The 18,326-nt window shown below is 67.7% G+C and carries 16 protein-coding genes and 1 other RNA gene; 4 read left to right on the top strand and 13 right to left on the bottom strand.

What is annotated here, in order from left to right; genetic code table 11:
• Window position 1 precedes the first annotated feature (1 nt).
• Window positions 2–1,510 carry a tripartite tricarboxylate transporter permease gene (locus AABM56_RS04575; RefSeq protein ID WP_133862961.1) on the top strand — a complete coding sequence of 503 codons (1,509 nt, stop codon included), beginning with the start codon at window positions 2–4 and terminating at the stop codon, window positions 1,508–1,510.
• A gap of 62 nt (window positions 1,511–1,572) precedes the next feature.
• Here the strand turns inward: AABM56_RS04575 and AABM56_RS04570 are convergent.
• The 8 genes from AABM56_RS04570 to ppc form a co-directional block, all read right to left on the bottom strand.
• A non-coding RNA gene (locus tag AABM56_RS04570) (sX9 sRNA) lies at window positions 1,573–1,664 on the bottom strand.
• Between the two features lie 60 nt (window positions 1,665–1,724).
• Window positions 1,725–2,507, bottom strand: a complete 783-nt coding sequence (locus AABM56_RS04565; protein ID WP_133862962.1) for a class I SAM-dependent methyltransferase — start codon at window positions 2,505–2,507, stop codon at window positions 1,725–1,727.
• A 31-nt stretch (window positions 2,508–2,538) separates the two neighbouring features.
• Window positions 2,539–3,240 (bottom strand): extensin family protein, encoded by a 702-nt coding sequence (locus AABM56_RS04560; protein WP_133862963.1) that lies wholly within the window; start codon window positions 3,238–3,240, stop codon window positions 2,539–2,541.
• A gap of 107 nt (window positions 3,241–3,347) precedes the next feature.
• On the bottom strand, window positions 3,348–4,205 hold the full coding sequence (locus AABM56_RS04555) for a DUF72 domain-containing protein (RefSeq protein ID WP_133862964.1): 858 nt from the start codon (window positions 4,203–4,205) through the stop codon (window positions 3,348–3,350).
• Window positions 4,205–4,564 carry a hypothetical protein gene (locus AABM56_RS04550; RefSeq protein WP_133862965.1) on the bottom strand — a complete coding sequence of 120 codons (360 nt, stop codon included), beginning with the start codon at window positions 4,562–4,564 and terminating at the stop codon, window positions 4,205–4,207. The genes AABM56_RS04555 and AABM56_RS04550 overlap by 1 nt, the downstream gene beginning before the upstream one ends.
• A 137-nt stretch (window positions 4,565–4,701) precedes the next feature.
• The gene (gene tsaB, locus AABM56_RS04545; protein WP_133862966.1) at window positions 4,702–5,385 is read right to left on the bottom strand and encodes a tRNA (adenosine(37)-N6)-threonylcarbamoyltransferase complex dimerization subunit type 1 TsaB; all 684 of its coding nucleotides are present in this window, start codon (window positions 5,383–5,385) and stop codon (window positions 4,702–4,704) included.
• A 138-nt stretch (window positions 5,386–5,523) separates the two neighbouring features.
• Window positions 5,524–6,171 carry an adenylate kinase gene (adk, locus tag AABM56_RS04540; protein ID WP_133862967.1) on the bottom strand — a complete coding sequence of 216 codons (648 nt, stop codon included), beginning with the start codon at window positions 6,169–6,171 and terminating at the stop codon, window positions 5,524–5,526.
• A 190-nt stretch (window positions 6,172–6,361) separates the two neighbouring features.
• Window positions 6,362–8,998: a phosphoenolpyruvate carboxylase gene (ppc, locus tag AABM56_RS04535; protein ID WP_133862968.1), complete on the bottom strand. Its 2,637-nt coding sequence runs from the start codon at window positions 8,996–8,998 to the stop codon at window positions 6,362–6,364.
• A 163-nt stretch (window positions 8,999–9,161) separates the two neighbouring features.
• Here ppc and AABM56_RS04530 point away from each other — a divergent pair, with 163 nt between their 5' ends.
• The 3 genes from AABM56_RS04530 (at window position 9,162) to AABM56_RS04520 (ending at window position 11,014) form a co-directional block, all read left to right on the top strand.
• Window positions 9,162–9,497, top strand: coding sequence for a pilin assembly protein (locus AABM56_RS04530; protein ID WP_133862969.1), 336 nt, complete (start codon window positions 9,162–9,164; stop codon window positions 9,495–9,497).
• 266 nt (window positions 9,498–9,763) lie between these two features.
• On the top strand, window positions 9,764–10,195 hold the full coding sequence (locus tag AABM56_RS04525) for a DUF4398 domain-containing protein (RefSeq protein ID WP_133862970.1): 432 nt from the start codon (window positions 9,764–9,766) through the stop codon (window positions 10,193–10,195).
• 45 nt (window positions 10,196–10,240) lie between these two features.
• Window positions 10,241–11,014 carry an OmpA family protein gene (locus tag AABM56_RS04520; protein WP_133862971.1) on the top strand — a complete coding sequence of 258 codons (774 nt, stop codon included), beginning with the start codon at window positions 10,241–10,243 and terminating at the stop codon, window positions 11,012–11,014.
• A 60-nt stretch (window positions 11,015–11,074) separates the two neighbouring features.
• Here the strand turns inward: AABM56_RS04520 and AABM56_RS04515 are convergent, their stop codons facing one another.
• The 5 genes from AABM56_RS04515 to msbA form a co-directional block, all read right to left on the bottom strand.
• A complete protein-coding gene (locus AABM56_RS04515) occupies window positions 11,075–12,565 on the bottom strand; it encodes a helicase HerA-like domain-containing protein (RefSeq protein WP_347883865.1) in 1,491 nt (496 codons plus the stop codon).
• Window positions 12,566–12,615: 50 nt separating this feature from the next.
• On the bottom strand, window positions 12,616–14,043 hold the full coding sequence (hldE, locus tag AABM56_RS04510; RefSeq protein ID WP_133862973.1) for a bifunctional D-glycero-beta-D-manno-heptose-7-phosphate kinase/D-glycero-beta-D-manno-heptose 1-phosphate adenylyltransferase HldE: 1,428 nt from the start codon (window positions 14,041–14,043) through the stop codon (window positions 12,616–12,618).
• Window positions 14,044–14,133: 90 nt separating this feature from the next.
• Entirely contained in the window at window positions 14,134–15,549 is a 1,416-nt protein-coding gene (locus AABM56_RS04505; RefSeq protein WP_133862974.1) for a PIG-L deacetylase family protein, read from the bottom strand.
• Window position 15,550: 1 nt separating this feature from the next.
• On the bottom strand, window positions 15,551–16,447 hold the full coding sequence (locus AABM56_RS04500) for a GNAT family N-acetyltransferase (RefSeq protein ID WP_133862975.1): 897 nt from the start codon (window positions 16,445–16,447) through the stop codon (window positions 15,551–15,553).
• A complete protein-coding gene (gene msbA, locus AABM56_RS04495) occupies window positions 16,437–18,251 on the bottom strand; it encodes a lipid A export permease/ATP-binding protein MsbA (RefSeq protein WP_133862976.1) in 1,815 nt (604 codons plus the stop codon). Before msbA ends, AABM56_RS04500 begins: the two co-directional genes overlap by 11 nt.
• Between the last annotated feature and the right edge of the window lie 75 nt (window positions 18,252–18,326).

The following is an 18,326-nucleotide window of genomic DNA, read 5'->3' as shown; positions in this document are numbered from 1 at the left end:
CATGGAAACCTTGAATTTTCTGATGCAGGGCTTTGGCGTCGCCATGACGCCGACCAACCTGATCGTGGCGCTGATCGGCACCCTGATCGGCACCGTTGTGGGTCTGCTGCCGGGTCTCGGGCCGATCAACGGCATCGCCCTGCTGATCCCGGTGGCCTTCGCCCTGGGCCTGCCGCCGGAGACGTCGCTGATCCTGCTGGCGGCGGTCTATCTGGGCTGCGAATATGGCGGCCGGATCTCTTCGATCCTGCTGAACATCCCCGGCGAAGCCGCGACCATGATGACCTGTCTGGACGGCTATCCGCTGGCACGGCAAGGGATGGCGGGCGTGGCCCTGTCGCTGTCGGCCTGGAGCTCCTTCATCGGCGCCTTCATCGCCACCTGCGGCATGGTGCTGTTCTCGCCGCTGCTGGCCAAGTGGGCGATCGCCTTCGGTCCGGCGGAGTACTTCGCGCTGATGGCCCTGGCCATCCTCAGCCTCTCCGGCATGGCCGCCGAGAAGCCGGTCAAGACCCTGGTCGCCGCGCTCTTCGGCCTGGCCATCGCCTCCGTGGGCATCGATGCCAACAGCGGCGTCTATCGCTTCACCTTCGACAACGTGCATCTGGCCGACGGCATCGACTTCGTGATCCTGGTGCTGGGGCTGTTCTCGGTGAGCGAACTGCTCCTGCTGCTGGAGCAGACCCATCATGGCCAGGTTGCGGTCAAGGCCACCGGGCGCATGCTGTTCAACGTGCGCGAAGCCCGCAGTGTGTTCATGGTCAACATGCGCAGTTCGGTGAGCGGTTTCATCATCGGCGTCCTGCCAGGTGCTGGCGCGACCCTGGCCAGCGCCCTGGCCTACACCACCGAGAAGCGTCTGGCGGGCGCCGATGGCAAGTTCGGCAAGGGTGACCTGCGCGGCCTGGCCGCACCGGAAACCGCCATCGGCGCGGCGGTGTGCGGCAACATGATTCCCATGCTGACCCTGGGCATCCCCGGCTCGGGCACCACCGCGGTGATGATCGGCGCCCTGACCCTGTACAACATCACCCCCGGCCCGCTGCTGTTCCAGAACGAGCCGAATCTGGTGTGGGGCCTGATCGCTTCGCTGTTCATCGCCAACGTGATGCTGCTCATCCTCAACGTGCCCATGGTGAAGATGTTCACCAAGATCCTCGATGTACCGAACTGGTCGCTGGCCCCGGCCATCGCTATCATCACCGGCATCGGCGTCTACGCGGTGCACGCCACCACCTTCGATCTGGTGCTGATGGTCTGCGTGGGCATCTTCGGCTACATCATGCGCAAGCTGGACTTCCCCCTCTCGCCGCTGCTGCTGGGCTTCATCCTCGGCGAGCTGATGGAGACCAGCCTGAGACGCGCGCTGTCGATCTCCAACGGCGACGTGGGCATTCTCTGGCAGAGCGGCATCAGCCAGGTCATCTGGATCGTCTGCATCCTGATGGTGGTCCTGCCCTTCTACCGCGCCTGGCGCAAGCGTCGCGCGCCCAAGCCCGCGACCGTCTGAAGTCGGTGACACCAGCGCCCGCGGCCGGAGTCCTTCCGCCCGCGGGCGTTTTCGTTCAGAGCGGCTAAAAAAACGTAGCGAGCGGCTGTCAGGCGGGTGCGCGCGGCGCGCAGGAACCGCACCGGGCTCGCGCACGAGTGTACGAGCGGCACATGAGGATTCCGAGCACTGCACGCGCCCGTCTGGCGGACGCTCAGTAGGGTTGTCAGCTGCTCTAGGAGGACTTGAAGCTCTTCTTCGGATAGATATCGTAGCGGCTGGACTTGCCCTCCAGCACATAGCCCGGCTTCACCCCCTCGATGGCCGGCGCCTTGCGCGGGCGCTTGACCACCACCCGGTGACTGGCGCGGGCCAGGGCCGCGGCCAGCAGCGTCGGTGCGTCCAGATCGTCGCCCACCAGCGGTCGGAACAGGCGCATCTCCTTCTTCACCAGGGCGCTCTTGTCGCGATGCGGAAACATGGGATCCAGGTAGATCACCTCGGGCGCCTCGCCTTCCCCGCCTTGCAGGTAGGCGGTGGAATCGGCCTGCACCAGGGTCATCAGGGCAGCAATGCCGGCCGCTTCATGATCCCGTGCCGCGCGGGCGAGGCCGTCTTCGAGCAGGGCGGCGATCAGCGGCTGGCGCTCGACCAGCGTCACCGTGCAGCCCAGGGTCGCCAGCACGAAGGCGTCGCGACCCAGACCCGCGGTGGCGTCGAGCACGCGCGGGCGCACGCCGGGTCCGACCCCGACCGCCTTGGCGATCATCTGGCCGGCGCCACCGCCGAACTTGCGCCTGTGCGCCGCCGCGCCCTCGACGAAGTCCACCCGTACCGGACCCGGTGCCTCCGGGCCGCGCTGCACCAGCTGCAGGCCCTGAATACCGACCTGCAGGGCGAATTCCTCGGTCGTGGCGGTGCCCAGGGGCAGGTCAAGGCGCGCGGCCCAGGCAGCGGCGGCCTCGATGAAGGCGGGTTCCAGGGCTTCGACGATAAGCGCGGGGCGGGCGGTGGACATGGGCGACTCGCTGGCGAAAGGACCGGCCATTCTACCGGCAGACGCGAAAGCCACCCATGTCGACATGGAAATGATCGCGGTGCGCCGCGTTGTAGTCCGGTCCCAGGGTGGTATTGAAGGACCGGCAGGCCCCATCGCGTACCAGCCGCAGGAAGCGTTGGGCCTGGGGATCGCCCTTCCAGTCCCGCGCCACGCTGATGCGGCGGCCATCGGCCAGACGCAGTCCGGCGATGTCCAGGGCGTTGGCCGTGGCGTGCTGACTGCGCCGGCCGCTGGCGCGGCCATAGATGTTGCGGCAGGCAAAGCTGCCGTAGTGCTCCACCTCGGCCACCCGCTGGCCATAGACGGCTTCGGCCGCCGGCTGCAGGGCCTGCCGCTCGAACAGCGCGAAGCTCACCGCCAGGGGACAGCTGGCGAGGAAGCTGCCGCTGAGTCTCACCCCTTCGCCGCGCTGGATGCGCACCGTCCGCTCCAGCGGGCAGTCGGCCGAACCGGCATTGCCGCGCAATTCGCGATAGTTGAGCGCCGAGGTGGCCAGGGACGCCGCGCAATAGTCGGCATCGGCCTGCAGGCGCCAGAGCTTGAGTCGGGTGACGGCATTGGTAGGTGCCTGGATGTCCAGCGGCGTCCAGGGGTTGTAGGCCGGCGGAATGCGCAGCCAACCTTGGTCAAAGGCGGTGTGCAGACCGCCATAGAGCAGGATGACGAGACCGAGCAGGTGTCTGGCTTTCATGCGGCGCGCCGAAGAGGATCGTCAAGCGAGAGACTTCATCTGACCGGAGCGGACCACGGGAATGCCGGCGAAAACGTCGCCAAACGTATCGCGGTGGACGGCGCGGACTAGAGCAGGCCGAGTTGTTCGGTATCGGCGGTGCTCAACTCGGGCAACGCCGGCAAACCGGGCAGGCGTTCGCGCAGCTGGGCGTGGAATCTCAGGGCCAGTTCGGGCGCCTGGCGGTTGTCCGGTGTGTGCAGGAAGACATAGGGCACCTTGCCCGCCTCGATCCAGTCGGCTACCCGGGTGACCCACTTGGCCAGGTAATAGTCGTTGGCGGCCAGCTCCAGGCGGCCGATGAAGCGCACCTGGGGATGCTCGCTGAACGCCAGGGCGCGCGCCGGTACCCGCGGCTTCTTGGCCTGGGCCAGGCGCACGGCCGGCTCGCTCGGATCGGCGCTGAACAGGGCAGCCGAATCCAGGCCGACGCGCTCCACGCCCAGGTCCATGAGCAGGCGGTTCAAGGCCCGCTCGGACTCGCCCTTGTCGAAAAAGGCCAGGTGCCGGACCTCCACGGCCAGGGCGCAACGCGGCGCCATGGCCGAGAGAAAGACCTGCAGTTCCTTGAGCCGATCGGGCCCGAAGCCGGCGGGCAGTTGCAGCCACAGCGGACTGGCCCGCTCGCCCAGGGGCGCCAGCAAGTCGAGAAAGGTGCGTGCGCTGGCGAGTTGCACGCGCAGATCTTCGGCATGGCTGATGTCGCGGGGAAACTTGGCGCAGAAGCGAAAGTCGGCAGGCATCAGCTCGGCCCAGCGGCGGATGGTATCCGCCGCGGGCCAGGCATAGAAGGTGGTATTGCCTTCCACGGCATTGAACACCTGGGCGTAGCGCGGCAGGAAATCACCCGGGCGCAGGCCGTGATAGAGGCTTTCACGCCAGGCGTTGTCGTTCCAGGAAGGGCAGCCGAGAAAGTACGGCAGCATCAGGCGTAGAGATCGAGGCCCACGACGCTGGAAGAGCCGTCCGCCTCGGCACCGAGGGCGGCGGTGCTGCCGTAGCTGGCCAGCGCCTGTTGCGCACGCGCGGTGAGCTGACTGGCGAAGCGCCCTTCCCGCTCGCTGAGCACCAGGCCATTGCCACCGCCGTTGCCGGTATCGGTTGCTGCGGTCGCCTCGACGCGGCGGACGGGCGCGACGTCGGACCGGGAATTACCCGTGGCCTCGCGGGCGATGGCGTTCTGACGGGCGTCCTCGTCCTTCGCCACCTCGCGTACGAGCGTGACCGCGCGCGAGGAACGATTCAGGGGATAAGCAGAGGAGGAATAGCCGCTGTCAATGCGCATGGCAGGTCCCGAACGGATGGCACTACTCTAAGTAGGGTCGAAAGCTATGACAATCAAGGGCCGGACGCCCGTCGCGACCGGCGGACGAGCGGCATATACAGCTTGGACGTCAGACTATTACGTCGGGTTTCCTGACGTCAGACCGACTGCTTGGGAGTGGCGACCCGATCACGCAGATAGACGGGTTGCGCCGCTTCGGATTCGGCCGACACGGCTTCGCCGCGCTGCCAGGCCGAGGCCGCCAGCACCGCCAGATCCTGCGCATGGGGCAACAGGCTGGCATCCCGCTCGGTCAGGGGCACGGCCATGCGATCGCCGTAACCCCAGCCGGTGCCGGCACCGAACCAGTCGCCGGTGGCGGCAGCCGGCAGGGCAACGGCCTCGGGCGCCAGCACGGCTTCCGCCCCGGCCAGCACCATGGCCGCTTCGTCGAGGCGATAGCAGCCCCAGTAGACCTCGTCCATGCGCGCGTCGATGGCGGCGGCCACCTGGGTCACGCCGCGCTCGCGCCAGGCACGCTGGGCGATGATCGCCAGATTCGACACCGGCAGCACTGGCCGGTCCAGGCCGAAGGCCAGGCCCTGCACCACGCCGATGGCGATGCGCACGCCGGTGAAGGCGCCGGGACCGCGACCGAAGGCGATGGCGTCCACCTGCGTCAGACTCAGTCCGGTTTCGGCCAACAGCTCCTGCACCATGGGCAGGACCCGCTGGGCATGCAGGCGTGGCGCGATCTCGTAGCGATGGATGATCTCGTCGCCCAGATGCAAGGCGACCGAACAGGCTTCGGTGGCGGTGTCGAGGGCGAGCAGGATGGACATGGGGGCGAATCCGCGACGAGGAAAAGGGCTGCGCATTCTAGAGGAAGACGGGACGCGAGGGGACCCGCCCATCGGTCATGACGCCAGGACGGCGCCTTGACCGGACCGCCTGCAGGCACAGGCGGCCGTTACCGGCGTTTAGTTCAGGGCCTGCAGCACCTTGGCGGTGATGGCATCCACCGAACCCACGCCCTCGATGCGGCTGCACTTCGGCGTGCCCTGGGCGGCGCCCAGCTTCTGGTAGAAATCCACCAGCGGCTTGGTCTGGGAATGATAGAGGTCCAGACGCTTGCGAATGGTGGCTTCGCGGTCGTCTTCGCGCTGTACCAGCGGCTCCCCGGTCAGATCGTCGGTGTCGGCGACCTTCGGCGGATTGTGCTCGACGTGATAGACGCGGCCCGAACCCGGGTGCACGCGGCGACCGGACAGGCGCTGGACGATTTCCTCGTCGTCGACGGCGATTTCCAGCACGTGGTCGATTTTGACGCCCGCGGCTTCGAGGGCCTCGGCCTGGGGAATGGTGCGCGGGAAGCCGTCGAACAGGAATCCCTTGGCGCAATCGGCGTCGAGGATGCGTTCGCTGATCAGGGCGATGATGATCTCGTCGGAGACCAGGCCGCCGTTGTCCATGATGTCCTTGACCTGCAGGCCCAGGGGCGTGCCGGCCTTGACCGCGGCACGCAGCATGTCGCCGGTGGAAACCTGCGGAATGCCGAATTTCTCAGTGATGAACCGGGCCTGAGTACCTTTGCCGGCACCGGGCGCTCCCAGCAGGATTACGCGCATCTGTTACTCCTTAGAATGGTCTCGGACTGGCAGCCCGCGCGGGGCGCTGTCGCGATGATTGTTGTCGACGACACGAGACGGCCAAAGGGACCAACCATACACAGCGCCCCCTGGCCGCACAAGTTACCAAGCGTCGCAGGTGCCGGGGCCGTCCAGACGACGCCGGACCCCGGCAAAAGCGACAGTCTGTTCAACCGGTATTGCGCAGTCCGGCGGCGATCCCGGCCACGCTCACCAGCAGGGCCTGATCGAGTGCGGCCGGCTGGCTTTCGCCCGCCGCTCGCGCCCGGGCCAGCAACTCGATCTGCAGCAGATGCAGCGGATCGAGATAGGTATTGCGTACGGCGATGAACACCAGAGTTTCCGGATGGTGCTCGAGCAATTCGGCCTGTCCGGTCAGGCGCAAGACCGCCACCCCGGCCTGGCGCAGCCGCTCGCGCAACTGGCTGCCGAGCACCTGCAGATCGGCTTCCACCAGGCGTTGGTCATAGAGCCGCGCCAGTTCGGCCTCGGCCTTGGCCAGCACCATTTCGAGCATGTCGATGCGCGTCTGGAAGAACGGCCAGCGCTCGCGCATCTCGCGCAAAAGCGGCGATTCGCCACGGCGCTCGGCTTCTTCCAGCGCCCTTTCCCAGCCGAGCCAGGCCGGCAGCATCAGCCGGGTCTGGGTCCAGGCAAAGATCCAGGGGATGGCCCTGAGGCTTTCCACGCCGCCTTCGCGGCGCTTGGCCGGGCGACTGCCCAGGGGCAAGCGGCCCAGCTCCTGCTCGGGCGTGGCCTGCCGGAAATAGCTGACGAAATGCGGATCCTCGCGCACCACCCCGCGATAGGCCTGCAGGCTGTCGCGGGCCAGGCGATCCATCTGCTCGCGCCAGGCCGGCTCGGGTGCCGGTGGCGGCAACAGGGTGGCCTCCAGCACGGCGCCCAGGTACAGCGCCAGATTCTGCTCGGCGATGGCTGGCTGACCGAACTTGAAGCGGATCATCTCGCCCTGTTCGGTGGTGCGGAAGCGCCCGGCCACCGAGCCCGGCGGTTGCGAGAGAATGGCCGCGTGAGCCGGGCCACCGCCACGCCCCACGGTACCACCGCGGCCATGGAACAGCAGCAACTCCACGCCACGGCTGGCGCAGATCTCCACCAGGGCTTCCTGGGCACGGTACTGGGCCCAGGCCGCAGCAAGAGTGCCGGCGTCCTTGGCCGAGTCGGAATAGCCGATCATGACCTCCTGGGGACCGGCCAGACGCTCGCGATAGTCGGGCAGATCGAGCAGGCTGGCGATGGCCGTGCCGGCGTGATCCAGATCGTCGAGGGTCTCGAACAGCGGCACCACGCGCATCGGCTGGCGCACCCCGCACTCGCGCAGCAGCAGCTGCACGGCGAGGACGTCGGATGCGGCACCGGCCATGGAGATGACGTAGGAGCCCAGGGCATCGGGCGGTGAGGCGGCGATGACGCGGCAGGTGGCGAGCACCTCCTGGGTGTCGGCCTCCAGCTCGGCGTCCAGCGGCAGCAGGGGACGCCGGCTGCCGAGTTCGCCGCGGAGGAATTCCAGACGCTGCGCCTCGCTCCAGGCGGCATAGTCGCCGAGGTCTAGGTAGCGGCAGATATCGGCCAGGGCCGCGGCATGGCGCGCGGCGTCCTGGCGGATGTCCAGGCGGACCAGATAGAGACCGAAGGTGCGGGCCCGGCGCAGGGTATCGAGCAGGGAGCCGTCGGCGATGACCCCCAGGCCACAGCGCTGCAGGGAGTCGTAGCACAGCTGCAGCGGTGCGATCAGCTCGGCGTTGTCGCTGAGGACATGGCGGGCGCCGGCATGGGGATCGGTGATGGCATGGGCTGCCCAGCTGCGGGTGATCTGCAGCCGTTCGCGCAGCACCTTGAGCACCTTGCGATAGGGTTCCGGGTGATCGCCGGCCTGCTCGCGCAGGGCCGGACTCGCCGCCTGCATGGACAGCTCGGCGGCGAGCCGGTCGACATCGCGCAGATAGAGATCGGCGGCCATCCAGCGCGCCAGCAGGAGCACCTCGCGGGTAATGGCGGCGGTGACATTGGGATTGCCATCGCGGTCGCCCCCCATCCAGGACGAGAAGCGCACCGGCGCCGCCGTCAGCGGCAGCCGCTGGCCGGTGCGTTCCTGCAGGCCGGCATCCAGCTTGCGCAGCAGACTGGGTATCGCCTGCCAGAGCGAATTCTCGATCACCGCGAAGCCCCACTTGGCTTCGTCCACCGGCGTCGGGCGCTGGCGGCGGATCTCTTCGGTGTGCCAGGCCTCGGCGATCAACCGGCGCAGCCGTGCCTCGATGGCGGCCACCTCGGCAGCGGTGAGGTCGCGATGATCGAGGGCCGCCAGTTGCGCACTGATCTCGTCGTATTTCTGGATCAGGGTGCGCCGGGAGACCTCGGTGGGGTGAGCGGTCAGCACCAGATCGATGTCCAGCGCCGCGACCCGCTCGGCCAGTGCCTGGCCGGAGTGCCCGGCCGCGCCCAGACGCTCCAGCAATTCCGGCAGCACCTGCTGCTCGAAGGGGGGCGGCTCGTCCTCGGTGCGCCGTCTGACCCGATGATATTCCTCGGCAATGTTGGCCAGGTTGAGAAAATGGCTGAAGGCCCGCGCCACTGGCAGCAGCTCGTCTTCGGCCAGGGTATCCAGGGTGTCGCCCAGTTGGCGGGCACCCTCCGCGGAGCCGCCACGGGCGGCCTTGGCGCCCTTGCGGATCCGCTCGATCTTGTCGAGAAAGGCCGCGCCATGCTGGTCGGCGATGGTCTGCCCCAGCAGATCGCCCAGCAACCGCACCTGCTCGCGCAGGCGAACGTCGATTTCCACCATCTCGTGCTCCTCGAAAGTACCGGTTCGGACCTCACGGCAACCGCTGCGGTCTAGCGCAGAGGACAGCACCCTGCTGTCACGGTTGCAAGCCCCGGCTGTTGCAGGGTGCCCAGCCTCGCTCAACCTGAATATCCGACCTTTGCCTAAGCCACGGGAGATGCTCATGAAGATTCGCGAACTCGCTCACCAATGGGAGCAGCAGGCCACCACCTCCGGCACCACCCGCAGCTACCGCCTCGACCTGGAAGTCGAGACCGCGGCCCGTCTCGAGGCGCTCTGCGAACTCTATCCCCAGCGCACGCCCGAAGCCCTGCTCGGCGAGTTGCTGGCGGCCGCCTTCGAAGAACTGGAAGCCAGTTTCCCCTACGTGCAGGGCGAGGAAGTGGTGGCCACCGATGAACTCGGCGACCCCCTCTATGCCGATGCCGGCACCACGCCGCGCTTCCTGGAACTGGCGCGCAAGCACCTGCATCGCCTGCAGTCCGAAACGGCCGGCTAGCCGCCAACCTGCAGCTTTACCTACGCCGCTACCGCTCTGCCAAGGGCCTCCGCGCATGGCGAAATTCGATAGCCAGTGAACATTTTTGCCGGATGAGCGGTCACAGAGTCAGACCGCAGCGCTGGACGAGGGCTGGTTACCAGTACCCGTCACGGCCCCTTGGGGACGGATCGGACTTGCTTCCACGTGCGGCTTTCAACTGACCAGGCGCCCGCCCTGCCCGTGCCGGCGGCGCGCTTTTCGGATCAACAACGGAGCTTGAATCCATGAAGAGTGCCACTGCCCAAAAGTCCCTTTCCAAAGCCTGCACCCTGAAACTTGCAGCCCTTGCCCTGGGCAGCTCGCTGTTGCTGGCCGGTTGCGCCGGCAATCCGCCGACCGCCCAGATGGCCGTGACCCAGTCCGCCGTCAACGAAGCCGTGAGCGGCGGCGGCAACCAGTTCGCCCCCATCGAGACCAAGTCGGCTCAGGACAAGTGGACCCAGGCCCAGACCGCCCTCTCCAACGAGAAGTACGACGAAGCCAAGCAACTGGCCGAGCAGGCCGAGTGGGATGCCCGCCTGGCCACCCGCAAGACCCAGGCCGCCAAGGCCGACGCCGCACTCAAGGATGCCCAGAACAGCATCCAGCAGATCCGTGAGGAAGGTCAGATCAACCTGCAGCTCCAGCAGAACCTGCAGAAGAAGGTCCAGCAGTAAGCGACCGCCCCTTTCCTCCCTTCACGAATTCAAAGGACGACCATCATGCGTAAACACATTCTGATCCCTGCCGTGTCGCTGCTCAGCCTGGCCCTGGCCGCCTGCTCGACGCCGCCCAACCCGAATCTGGAACAGGCCAAGTCCGACTACTCGGCGCTGGAATCCCAGCCTCAGGCCGCCCAGTTGGCCGCCCTGGAAACCAAGGACGCCGGTGCCTGGCTGCAGAAGGCCGAGAAGGCCTACAAGGACGGTGAAAACGAGAAGACCGTCGACCAGCTGGCCTACCTGACCAACCAGCGCATCCAGACGGCCATGCAGACCATCAAGCTGCGCATGACCGAAGCCCAGATGCAGAATGTCGACGCCGAGCGCACCCAGGCCCGCCTGGACGCCCGTACCGCCCAGCTCAAGCAGCTGCAGGACGCCCTGCAGGCCAAGCAGACCGAGCGCGGCACCGTGGTGACCTTCGGCAATGTGCTATTCGACTTCAACAAGGCCGAACTCAAGCCCCAGGGCTACGCCAATGCCCAGAAGCTGGCCGAGTACCTGAAGCAGAATCCCGAGCGCAAGGTGATCGTCGAGGGTTACACCGACAGCGTCGGCAGCGACTCCTACAACCAGCAGCTGTCCGAGCGTCGCGCCCAGGCCATCCAGACCGCCCTGGTCAGCGCCGGCGTCGAGCCGAGCCGCATCCAGACCCGTGGCTATGGCAAGGCCTTCCCGGTGGCCAGCAACAGCAACGCCTCCGACCGCGCCCTGAACCGTCGCGTGGAGGTGACCATCTCCAACGACGCCAACCCCGTCGCTCCGCGCATGTAACGACTGCGTGCAGCTCAAGGACCCCGCCCAGGCGGGGTCTTTTTTTTGCCTGCGGTCCGGCTAGCGGCGCTTGCCACCCAGCAGGGAGCCGAGCAGCCCCCGGACCAGCTGCCGTCCGAGCTGATTGGCCGCCTGGCGCGCCGCGCTCCTGAGCGCATTTCCCGCGAGTTCGCCCACCAGATCGCCGAGGGCACCGCCCTCCCCGGCCTTGGTCTTTTCCGGCGCCGGCGCCTCCGCCGGTACCCGCTCGGCCTGACGCTCCCGCAGGATCTCGTAGGCCGATTCGCGATCCACGGCCCGGTCATAGCGCCCCGCCTGGGGCGACTGGCGGATCAGCGTCTGGCGCTCGGCTTCGCTCAGCGGGCCGACCCGGGATTGCGGCGGGGCGATGGCCACGCGCTGGACCATCGCCGGCGTGCCCTTGTCTTCCAGGCTGCCCACCAGGGCTTCACCGATGCCCAGCTCGGTCAGCACCTGCAGGCTGTCGAACGCCGGATTGGGCCGGAAGCCGTCGGCCACCGCGCGCAGGGCCTTCTGCTCCCGGGCGGTGAAGGCGCGCAAGCCGTGCTGGATGCGCAATCCCAGCTGGGCGAGGATGGCGTCCGGCAGGTCGCTGGGCGACTGGGTGACGAAATAGACGCCAACGCCCTTGGAGCGGATCAGTCGCACCACCTGCTCCAGGCGATCGCGCAGGGCCTTGGGGGTGTCGCCAAACAGCAGATGGGCCTCGTCGAAGAACAGCGCCAGCACCGGCTTATCGGCATCGCCGCGCTCGGGCAGTTGCTCGAACAGCTCGGCCAGCAGCCAGATCAGGAAGGTGGCATAGACCTTGGGCGCCTCGTGCACCAGGCGACTGGCGTCGAGCAGATGGATGCGTCCGCGGCCGTCGGCCTCCGGGCGCAGCACGTCTTCCAGCTGCAGCACCGGCTCGCCGAAGAAGGCCTCGGCGCCCTGCTGTTCCAGGGTCGCCAGCCGCCGTAGCAGCGCCTGGGCCGAGGCACCGGCGAACAGCGCGCGGTCTTCGCCCAGGGCCTCGGGCTGTTCGCGCAGGTGATTGAGGACCGCCTTGAGGTCCTTGAGATCGAGCAGCAGCAGGCCTTCGCGATCGGCCACCTTGAAGGCGGCGTGCAAGGCGGCCTGCTGGCTATCGGTCAATTCCAGCAGGTTGCCCAGCAGCAGCGGGCCCATCTCGCTCAGGGTGGTACGCAGCGGATGACCACGCTTGCCGTCGACGTCCCAGAGGGTGACCGGATAGGCCCGGGGCTGGTAGGGCAGGCCCTGGGCGGCGATGCGCTCAGCCAGCTTGCCCTGGGGCGTGCCAGCCGCGCCGAGACCGCAGAGATCGCCCTTGATGTCGGCGGCGAAGACGGCGACGCCGGCGTCGCTGAAGGCCTCGGCGAGGCGCTGCAGGGTTACGGTCTTGCCGGTGCCGGTGGCGCCGGCGATCAAACCGTGCCGATTGGCGAGCTTGAGCGGATGACCGAGCGGTTGGCCAGTGTTCGGGTCGGCAGAAACGGCAGTACCAAGGATCAGCAGGGGCGTCGAGGACATGGCGCAGCTCCGTAGCGGTTCTGCGCCCAGCTTAACCCGGGAGTCCGCGCTCAGGTACGGTTGCGGATCCGCTCGACGATGGCGGTGGTGGAGCTGTTTTCCACCAGGCCGAGGATGCGTACCTCGCCACCATAGGCCTGCACGATCTGGGCGCCGACCACCTCTTCGACGCTCTTGTAGTCGCCCCCCTTGACCAGCACATCCGGACGCACCTGCTCCAGCAGGCGCTCCGGGGTGTTCTCGCTAAAGGGGATGACCCAGTCCACCGCGCCGAGGCCGGCCAGCACCGCCATGCGCCGGTCGACGCTGTTGATCGGCCGGCCCGGGCCCTTGAGGCGGGTCACGGAGGCGTCGTCGTTGACCGCGACGATCAGGCGATCGCCCTGGGCCCGCGCCTGTTCCAGATAGGTCACGTGACCGGCGTGGAGGATGTCGAAGCAGCCGTTGGTGAAGACGATCTTCTCGCCGTGGGCGCGGGCGTCCTCGATGGCCAGCTGCAGCTGTTCCAGACTCAGGACGCCGCGCTCGGAGCCTTCCGAACGCTGCACCGCGCGCCGCAGCTCGGGGGCGCTGATGGCGGCGGTACCCAGCTTGCCGACGACGATGCCGGCAGCCAGGTTGGCCAGTCCCACGGCCTGGGGCAGGTCTTCACCGGCGGCCAGGGCAGCGGCCAGGGTGGAAATCACGGTGTCGCCCGCGCCGGTGACATCGAACACCTCGCGCGCACGCGCGGGCAGATGCACGGCCGGCTGAGCGGGACGCAGCAGGGTCATGCCGTGCTCGCCGCGGGTCACCAGCAGCGCCCCCAGATCCAGGCGCGCCATCAGTTCGCTGCCCTTGGCGACCAGCTCGGCGTCGTCGGCGCAGACGCCGACGATGGCTTCGAATTCGGAGAGATTCGGCGTGATCAGGCTGGCGCCGCGATAGATGGAAAAGTCCTTGCCCTTGGGATCGGCCAGCACCGGGATGTTGCGCGCCCGGGCCAGCTGGATGAGGGCCTGGTGATTCTTCAGGGCGCCCTTGCCGTAGTCGGACAGCACCAGCACCTTGACCCCGGCCAGCATGGCGGCGGTGTCCGAGGCCAGCGCCTGGGCATCGGTGTCGAAGGGCTCTTCGAAGTCGACCCGGATCAGTTGCTGATGGCGACTCATGATGCGCAACTTGACGATGGTCGGCTGCTGGGCGATGCGCTGGAAGCGCACCTGCACATGGGCGGCTCTCAGGCTGTCGGTGAGGGCATCGGCGGCTTCGTCCTGGCCGGTGACGCCGACCAGATAGGCCGGCGCGCCCAGGGCGGCGATGTTGAGGGCGACGTTGGCCGCGCCACCGGGACGATCCTCGTGCTGGTCGACGCGCACCACGGGTACCGGCGCCTCGGGGGAGATCCGCGAGGTGGTGCCGTGCCAGTAGCGGTCGAGCATCACGTCGCCGACCACCAGGACCGGCGCGAGATCGAAGCGAGGCATGGTCAGCTTCATAGGGACAGGCTCCAAAGCGCGAAAATGGCGGCGATCATAGCATAGGGGCCAAGGCGCCCCGAAAGCGCCTGCCGGCGGGAGACGCCGGGTTCAGAGCTCGTTGCGGCGGCTTATCCAGAACAGCTCGTGACGGCGTACGGCCTTGCGAAAGAACTCGTCTTCGCCGGTGCGCGGCCAGCGGCGACCGGCCAGCAGCCACTGGATGGCCCGACGCAGGCGTTTCTTCGCCGGCAGCGGCACCAGCAGGTCGTGCTGCATACCCAGGGCCATGGCCTTGTCCAGCCGCCGCTCGGGAGTCAGCAGCGGACTCCAGGGCACCAGGGGCGCGGGCGTCTCGATGGCCGGCGGCAGGGCGATGCCGCCTTCGGCCGGGCCCATGGGCCAGCGGTCGTTGTCGTGCAGGTGGTTGGCGTAGAGCAGTTCGAGTTCGGGCTGCCACTGGCTCAACGTCAGAGCTTCGCGCAGGGCCTGGGTACTGGCCACGTGATCGGCATGGGGATCGATCTGCGGATGCGGCAGCACCACCACCTCGGGACGGAAGTGCTCCAGCAGGGCCACCAGATCGGCCACCAGATTGCGCCAGGTGGGGGCGCCGTCGACATCGCCGGGCAGTTGCAGGGGATTGTGGCGCCGGGCGCTGCGCACATCGCAGTCGCCGGACTCGCGAGAGCCGAAGGTGTCTTCCGGCGCCTGGCGCATGGCCGGCAATTGCAGGCAGTAGTAACCCAACTGCACGCAGCGCTCCGGCGGTACCCCACCCCACAGCGGCGTGACCAGGCTGTCCCAGGTGCGCAGCCGCCCCTTGAGCCGGGCCGCGGCCTGGCGATCGAGGCCCAGGCGCTGATAGTGCCCGGCCTCGATCTCGCCCTGGGTCAGGGTGACGATGCTTGCTTCCCGCGCCTGGCTGTAGAGGCCGAACGCCGCCAGTTCGGCGTCGTCGGCGTGAGGCGCGATGACCATGACGCTCTTGCTGCGGAAATCCGGCTGGGCGAAGACGTGCAGACGCAACTCGCCCTGCAACCGGCAGAAGCGCGTCCAGAGGTGCAACTCGCCACGCCGCAGGGCTTCGGCGTAGCCACTGAGATTGACATAGCGCCGCCCGGCCACGCCGCGCTCGAAGTCCTGGCGATCGCCTTCTTCACCGGCGCGCAGGTGCACCCGGGGATCCAGCAGGCGACCAAGCCAGCCGGCCCGCAGCCGACCTTCCAGGAACAGCGTCAGCTCGCCCGGCGGCAATTCCACCGCGGCCAGTCGACCGTGCTCCAGATGCAGGCCCAGCACCAGGGTGTCGGCGGGGAACTGGTAGCTGTAGTTGTCGCGCGGCGAATAGAAGAGATGGTCGGCGAACCAGGCCTCGTGGCCGAGCCAGACCAGCAGCGCCAGCAGCGGCGCGCTCCACCAGGGCCCGAGCGCCAGGCAACCGAGCAGCACGACGGCGATGACCACCAGGACCAGCCGCTTGTGACGGCGGTGACGCTTGAGCAGGGTTTGTTTGCGGGCGGTCATCTCAGCTCTCGAAGACGGTGACGCGGTGGCACCAGCGGTCCTTGTAGTCGCGATCGGCGCGGCCGAAGGAATAGCGCAACGCCTTGCCGAGGACGCGGGCATCCTGCCAGGCGGCCTGGGTGTTCAGATAGGTGAGGACGCTGCCGGGACTCAGGTCGCTGGCAGCGGGATCGACACCGCCATTGACGTATTCGACGCTGATCCATTCGGGCGCCTCCACCCGATAGAGCACCTGGATCGCCACCGGACGTTCGCCGAGCATGAGCAGCGAGCCGGTCATGAATTCCCGCAGCAGGCCGAACACCTCGGCCAGCCGGGCCTTGCCCGGCACCTCGAAGCCCCAGCGCGCCTCGAACAGCTCGGCATAGATCCGTGCCTGCTCGGTGCTGTCCAGCTCGGCCATGGGGACCACGCGCCCACCGGCGTCTTCGAACAGGCGCTGCTCGCGACGCTGGTTGTAGCGAAATTTCTTCGACCAGGCTTCCGGCTCGCGGAGCATGGCCAGTTCTTCGCTCTGCCGGCGCAGACCGGCGAAACGCTCGTCGCACAGGGGCGACAGATAGCGGGCGCGCTGCCGCAGGGGCGCCGCGCTACCCGGGGCGGCGGGCAGGATGATCTCGGCGTTGCCCAGGTCGAACAGGGCACGCTGGCGGCGCTTCTTCAGCACCGTACGCGACAGCGCCAGCTCGCGCCCCCAGCAGGGCACCGCGGCCTGCAGGCCATCCGCGCCGGGCCAGCCCAGGTAGCGCACCGGAATGCCGGCCAGCTCGGCCAGGCGGGCGATGACCTCCGGGTGGCTAGCGACGCTGCCGCCATGGCGCTGCCAGGCAGCGGCGTAGTCGGCGGCGGAAATGGTCGTCCAGCCGCGTTCACGCCAGAAACGGAACCTATTCAGCATGGGACGCGGGCGTCGCGGGAGCGACGTCCTCGAATTGCTTGGCGTGCAGGCGCGCATAGTAGCCGTTCAGCGCCAGCAGCTCGCCATGGCTGCCACGCTCGACGATGCGGCCATGGTCCATCACCAGGATCAGGTCGGCCTTCTCGATGGTGGAAAGGCGGTGGGCGATCACCAGGGTGGTCCGGCCCTGCATGACGCGGTCCAGCGCCGCCTGGATGTGGCGTTCGGATTCGGTGTCCAGCGCCGAGGTGGCCTCGTCGAGGATCAGCAGCGGCGCGTTCTTCAGCAGCGCCCGGGCGATGGCCAGGCGCTGGCGTTGACCGCCGGAGAGCAACACGCCGTTCTCGCCGACCTGGGTGTCGTACTGCTGCGGCAGGCGCTGGATGAATTCGTCGGCATAGGCCGCCTCGGCCGCCGCCCTGACCTGCTCCATCGGCGCCCCGGCCAGATCGCCATAGGCGATGTTGTTGGTGACGCTGTCGTTGAACAGGGTGACGTGCTGGGTCACCAGGGCGATGTGCCGGCGCAGGTTGGTCAGCCGATAGTCCTGGATCTCCAGGCCGTCGAGAAGGATCTCGCCCTGCTCGTGCTGGTAGAAACGGGGGATGAGGTTGGCCAGGGTCGACTTGCCGCTGCCGGAACGACCCACCAGGGCCACCATCTGGCCGGGCTCGGCGACGAAGTCGATGCCTTCCAGCACCGGCTTGTCGGTGCCCGGGTAGCGGAAGGTCAGGTTGCGCACCTCCAGTCGACCCTGGACGCGCTCGCGTTCTTCACGGCCGTCGTCGCGTTCGGCGGGCTCGTCGAGCTGCTCGAAGATGCTTTCCGCACCGGCCACGCCGCGCTGGATGGTGGAGCTGACCTCGGAGAGCTGGCGGATCGGCTTGGGCAGCAGGCCGGCCATGGTGATGTAGGCCACCAGGTCACCGGCGGAGGCTTCGCCGCGCAGCCAGAGCACCAGGAACATCAGCACCGCCATGGCGGAATAGATGACCAGCTGCAGCATGGGCGTATAGACCGCGCCGGTCTTGGTCATGGTCAGCTGCTTGTCGGTGTTGGCCAGACTGGAATCGAGGAAACGCCGTTGCTCGTAGGTCTCGCCGCCGAAGCTGCGCACCACCCGATAGCCCTGGATGGCCTCGGAGGTGATGTGGGTGACGTCGCCCATGGCCGACTGGATCTTGCTGCTCTGCTTGCGGAACTTGCGACTGGCGCTGGTCACCATCAGGGCGATCAGCGGCAGGATGGCCACCATCACCAGGGTCAGCTTCCAGTTCATCCACAGCAGCGAGGCGAACAGGAAGACCACGGTCATGCCTTCGCGGATCACCACCTTGATCGCCTCGGTGGCAGCGCCGGTCACCATGGTGACGTTGAAGGTGATGCGCGAGATCAGGTGACCCGAGTTGTTGGCATCGAAGTAGCGATTGGGCAGGCGCAGCATGTGGTTGAACAGCGCCACCCGCAGGTCGTGCACCAGGCCGAGGGAGACCCGCGCCAGGAAGTAGTTGCCGAGAAAGGAACCGACCCCCTGCCAGGCGGCGATCAGGATGATCATCAGCGGCACCGCCTGCACCAGGTGCAGGCCACCGACGATGGGCCAGCCCGGGAACATGGAGGCGTTGGGGTTGTTCAGGCCATCGACGAAGTACTTGAGGATGCCCGCCAGCATCGGCTGGGTGGAGGCGAAGATCAGAAAGCCGACGATACTCAGGGCGAACATGCCGATGTAGGGCCGCACGTAGCCGAGCAGGCGGAAATAGATCTTCAGACTGGAGGTCTGCGCAGGGGAGTCTTGGCTCATGGTCTCGTCGTGACGCAAAAGCGCCATGTTAACACGCACCCGCCGCCGACCCAGCGGCGGGATTTTCCGCTAGGC

This window comes from Pseudomonas aestiva (assembly GCF_039908605.1).
Lineage (GTDB): Bacteria > Pseudomonadota > Gammaproteobacteria > Pseudomonadales > Pseudomonadaceae > Chryseomonas > Chryseomonas aestiva.
The sequence above is the reverse complement of the archived record's forward strand: the minus strand, read 5'-3'. Positions and strand labels throughout refer to the sequence as shown.

Excerpts from the sequence above, each read along its gene's own strand:
- AABM56_RS04575 (WP_133862961.1), top strand. The coding sequence starts at position 2 with ATGGAAACCTTGAATTTTCTGATGCAGGGCTTTGGCGTCGCCATGACG.
- AABM56_RS04565 (WP_133862962.1), bottom strand. The coding sequence starts at position 2,507 with ATGTCCACCGCCCGCCCCGCGCTTATCGTCGAAGCCCTGGAACCCGCC.
- AABM56_RS04560 (WP_133862963.1), bottom strand. The coding sequence starts at position 3,240 with ATGAAAGCCAGACACCTGCTCGGTCTCGTCATCCTGCTCTATGGCGGT.
- AABM56_RS04555 (WP_133862964.1), bottom strand. The coding sequence starts at position 4,205 with ATGCTGCCGTACTTTCTCGGCTGCCCTTCCTGGAACGACAACGCCTGG.
- AABM56_RS04550 (WP_133862965.1), bottom strand. The coding sequence starts at position 4,564 with ATGCGCATTGACAGCGGCTATTCCTCCTCTGCTTATCCCCTGAATCGT.
- tsaB (WP_133862966.1), bottom strand. The coding sequence starts at position 5,385 with ATGTCCATCCTGCTCGCCCTCGACACCGCCACCGAAGCCTGTTCGGTC.
- adk (WP_133862967.1), bottom strand. The coding sequence starts at position 6,171 with ATGCGCGTAATCCTGCTGGGAGCGCCCGGTGCCGGCAAAGGTACTCAG.
- ppc (WP_133862968.1), bottom strand. The coding sequence starts at position 8,998 with ATGGTGGAAATCGACGTTCGCCTGCGCGAGCAGGTGCGGTTGCTGGGC.
- AABM56_RS04530 (WP_133862969.1), top strand. The coding sequence starts at position 9,162 with ATGAAGATTCGCGAACTCGCTCACCAATGGGAGCAGCAGGCCACCACC.
- AABM56_RS04525 (WP_133862970.1), top strand. The coding sequence starts at position 9,764 with ATGAAGAGTGCCACTGCCCAAAAGTCCCTTTCCAAAGCCTGCACCCTG.
- AABM56_RS04520 (WP_133862971.1), top strand. The coding sequence starts at position 10,241 with ATGCGTAAACACATTCTGATCCCTGCCGTGTCGCTGCTCAGCCTGGCC.
- AABM56_RS04515 (WP_347883865.1), bottom strand. The coding sequence starts at position 12,565 with ATGTCCTCGACGCCCCTGCTGATCCTTGGTACTGCCGTTTCTGCCGAC.
- hldE (WP_133862973.1), bottom strand. The coding sequence starts at position 14,043 with ATGAAGCTGACCATGCCTCGCTTCGATCTCGCGCCGGTCCTGGTGGTC.
- AABM56_RS04505 (WP_133862974.1), bottom strand. The coding sequence starts at position 15,549 with ATGACCGCCCGCAAACAAACCCTGCTCAAGCGTCACCGCCGTCACAAG.
- AABM56_RS04500 (WP_133862975.1), bottom strand. The coding sequence starts at position 16,447 with ATGCTGAATAGGTTCCGTTTCTGGCGTGAACGCGGCTGGACGACCATT.
- msbA (WP_133862976.1), bottom strand. The coding sequence starts at position 18,251 with ATGAGCCAAGACTCCCCTGCGCAGACCTCCAGTCTGAAGATCTATTTC.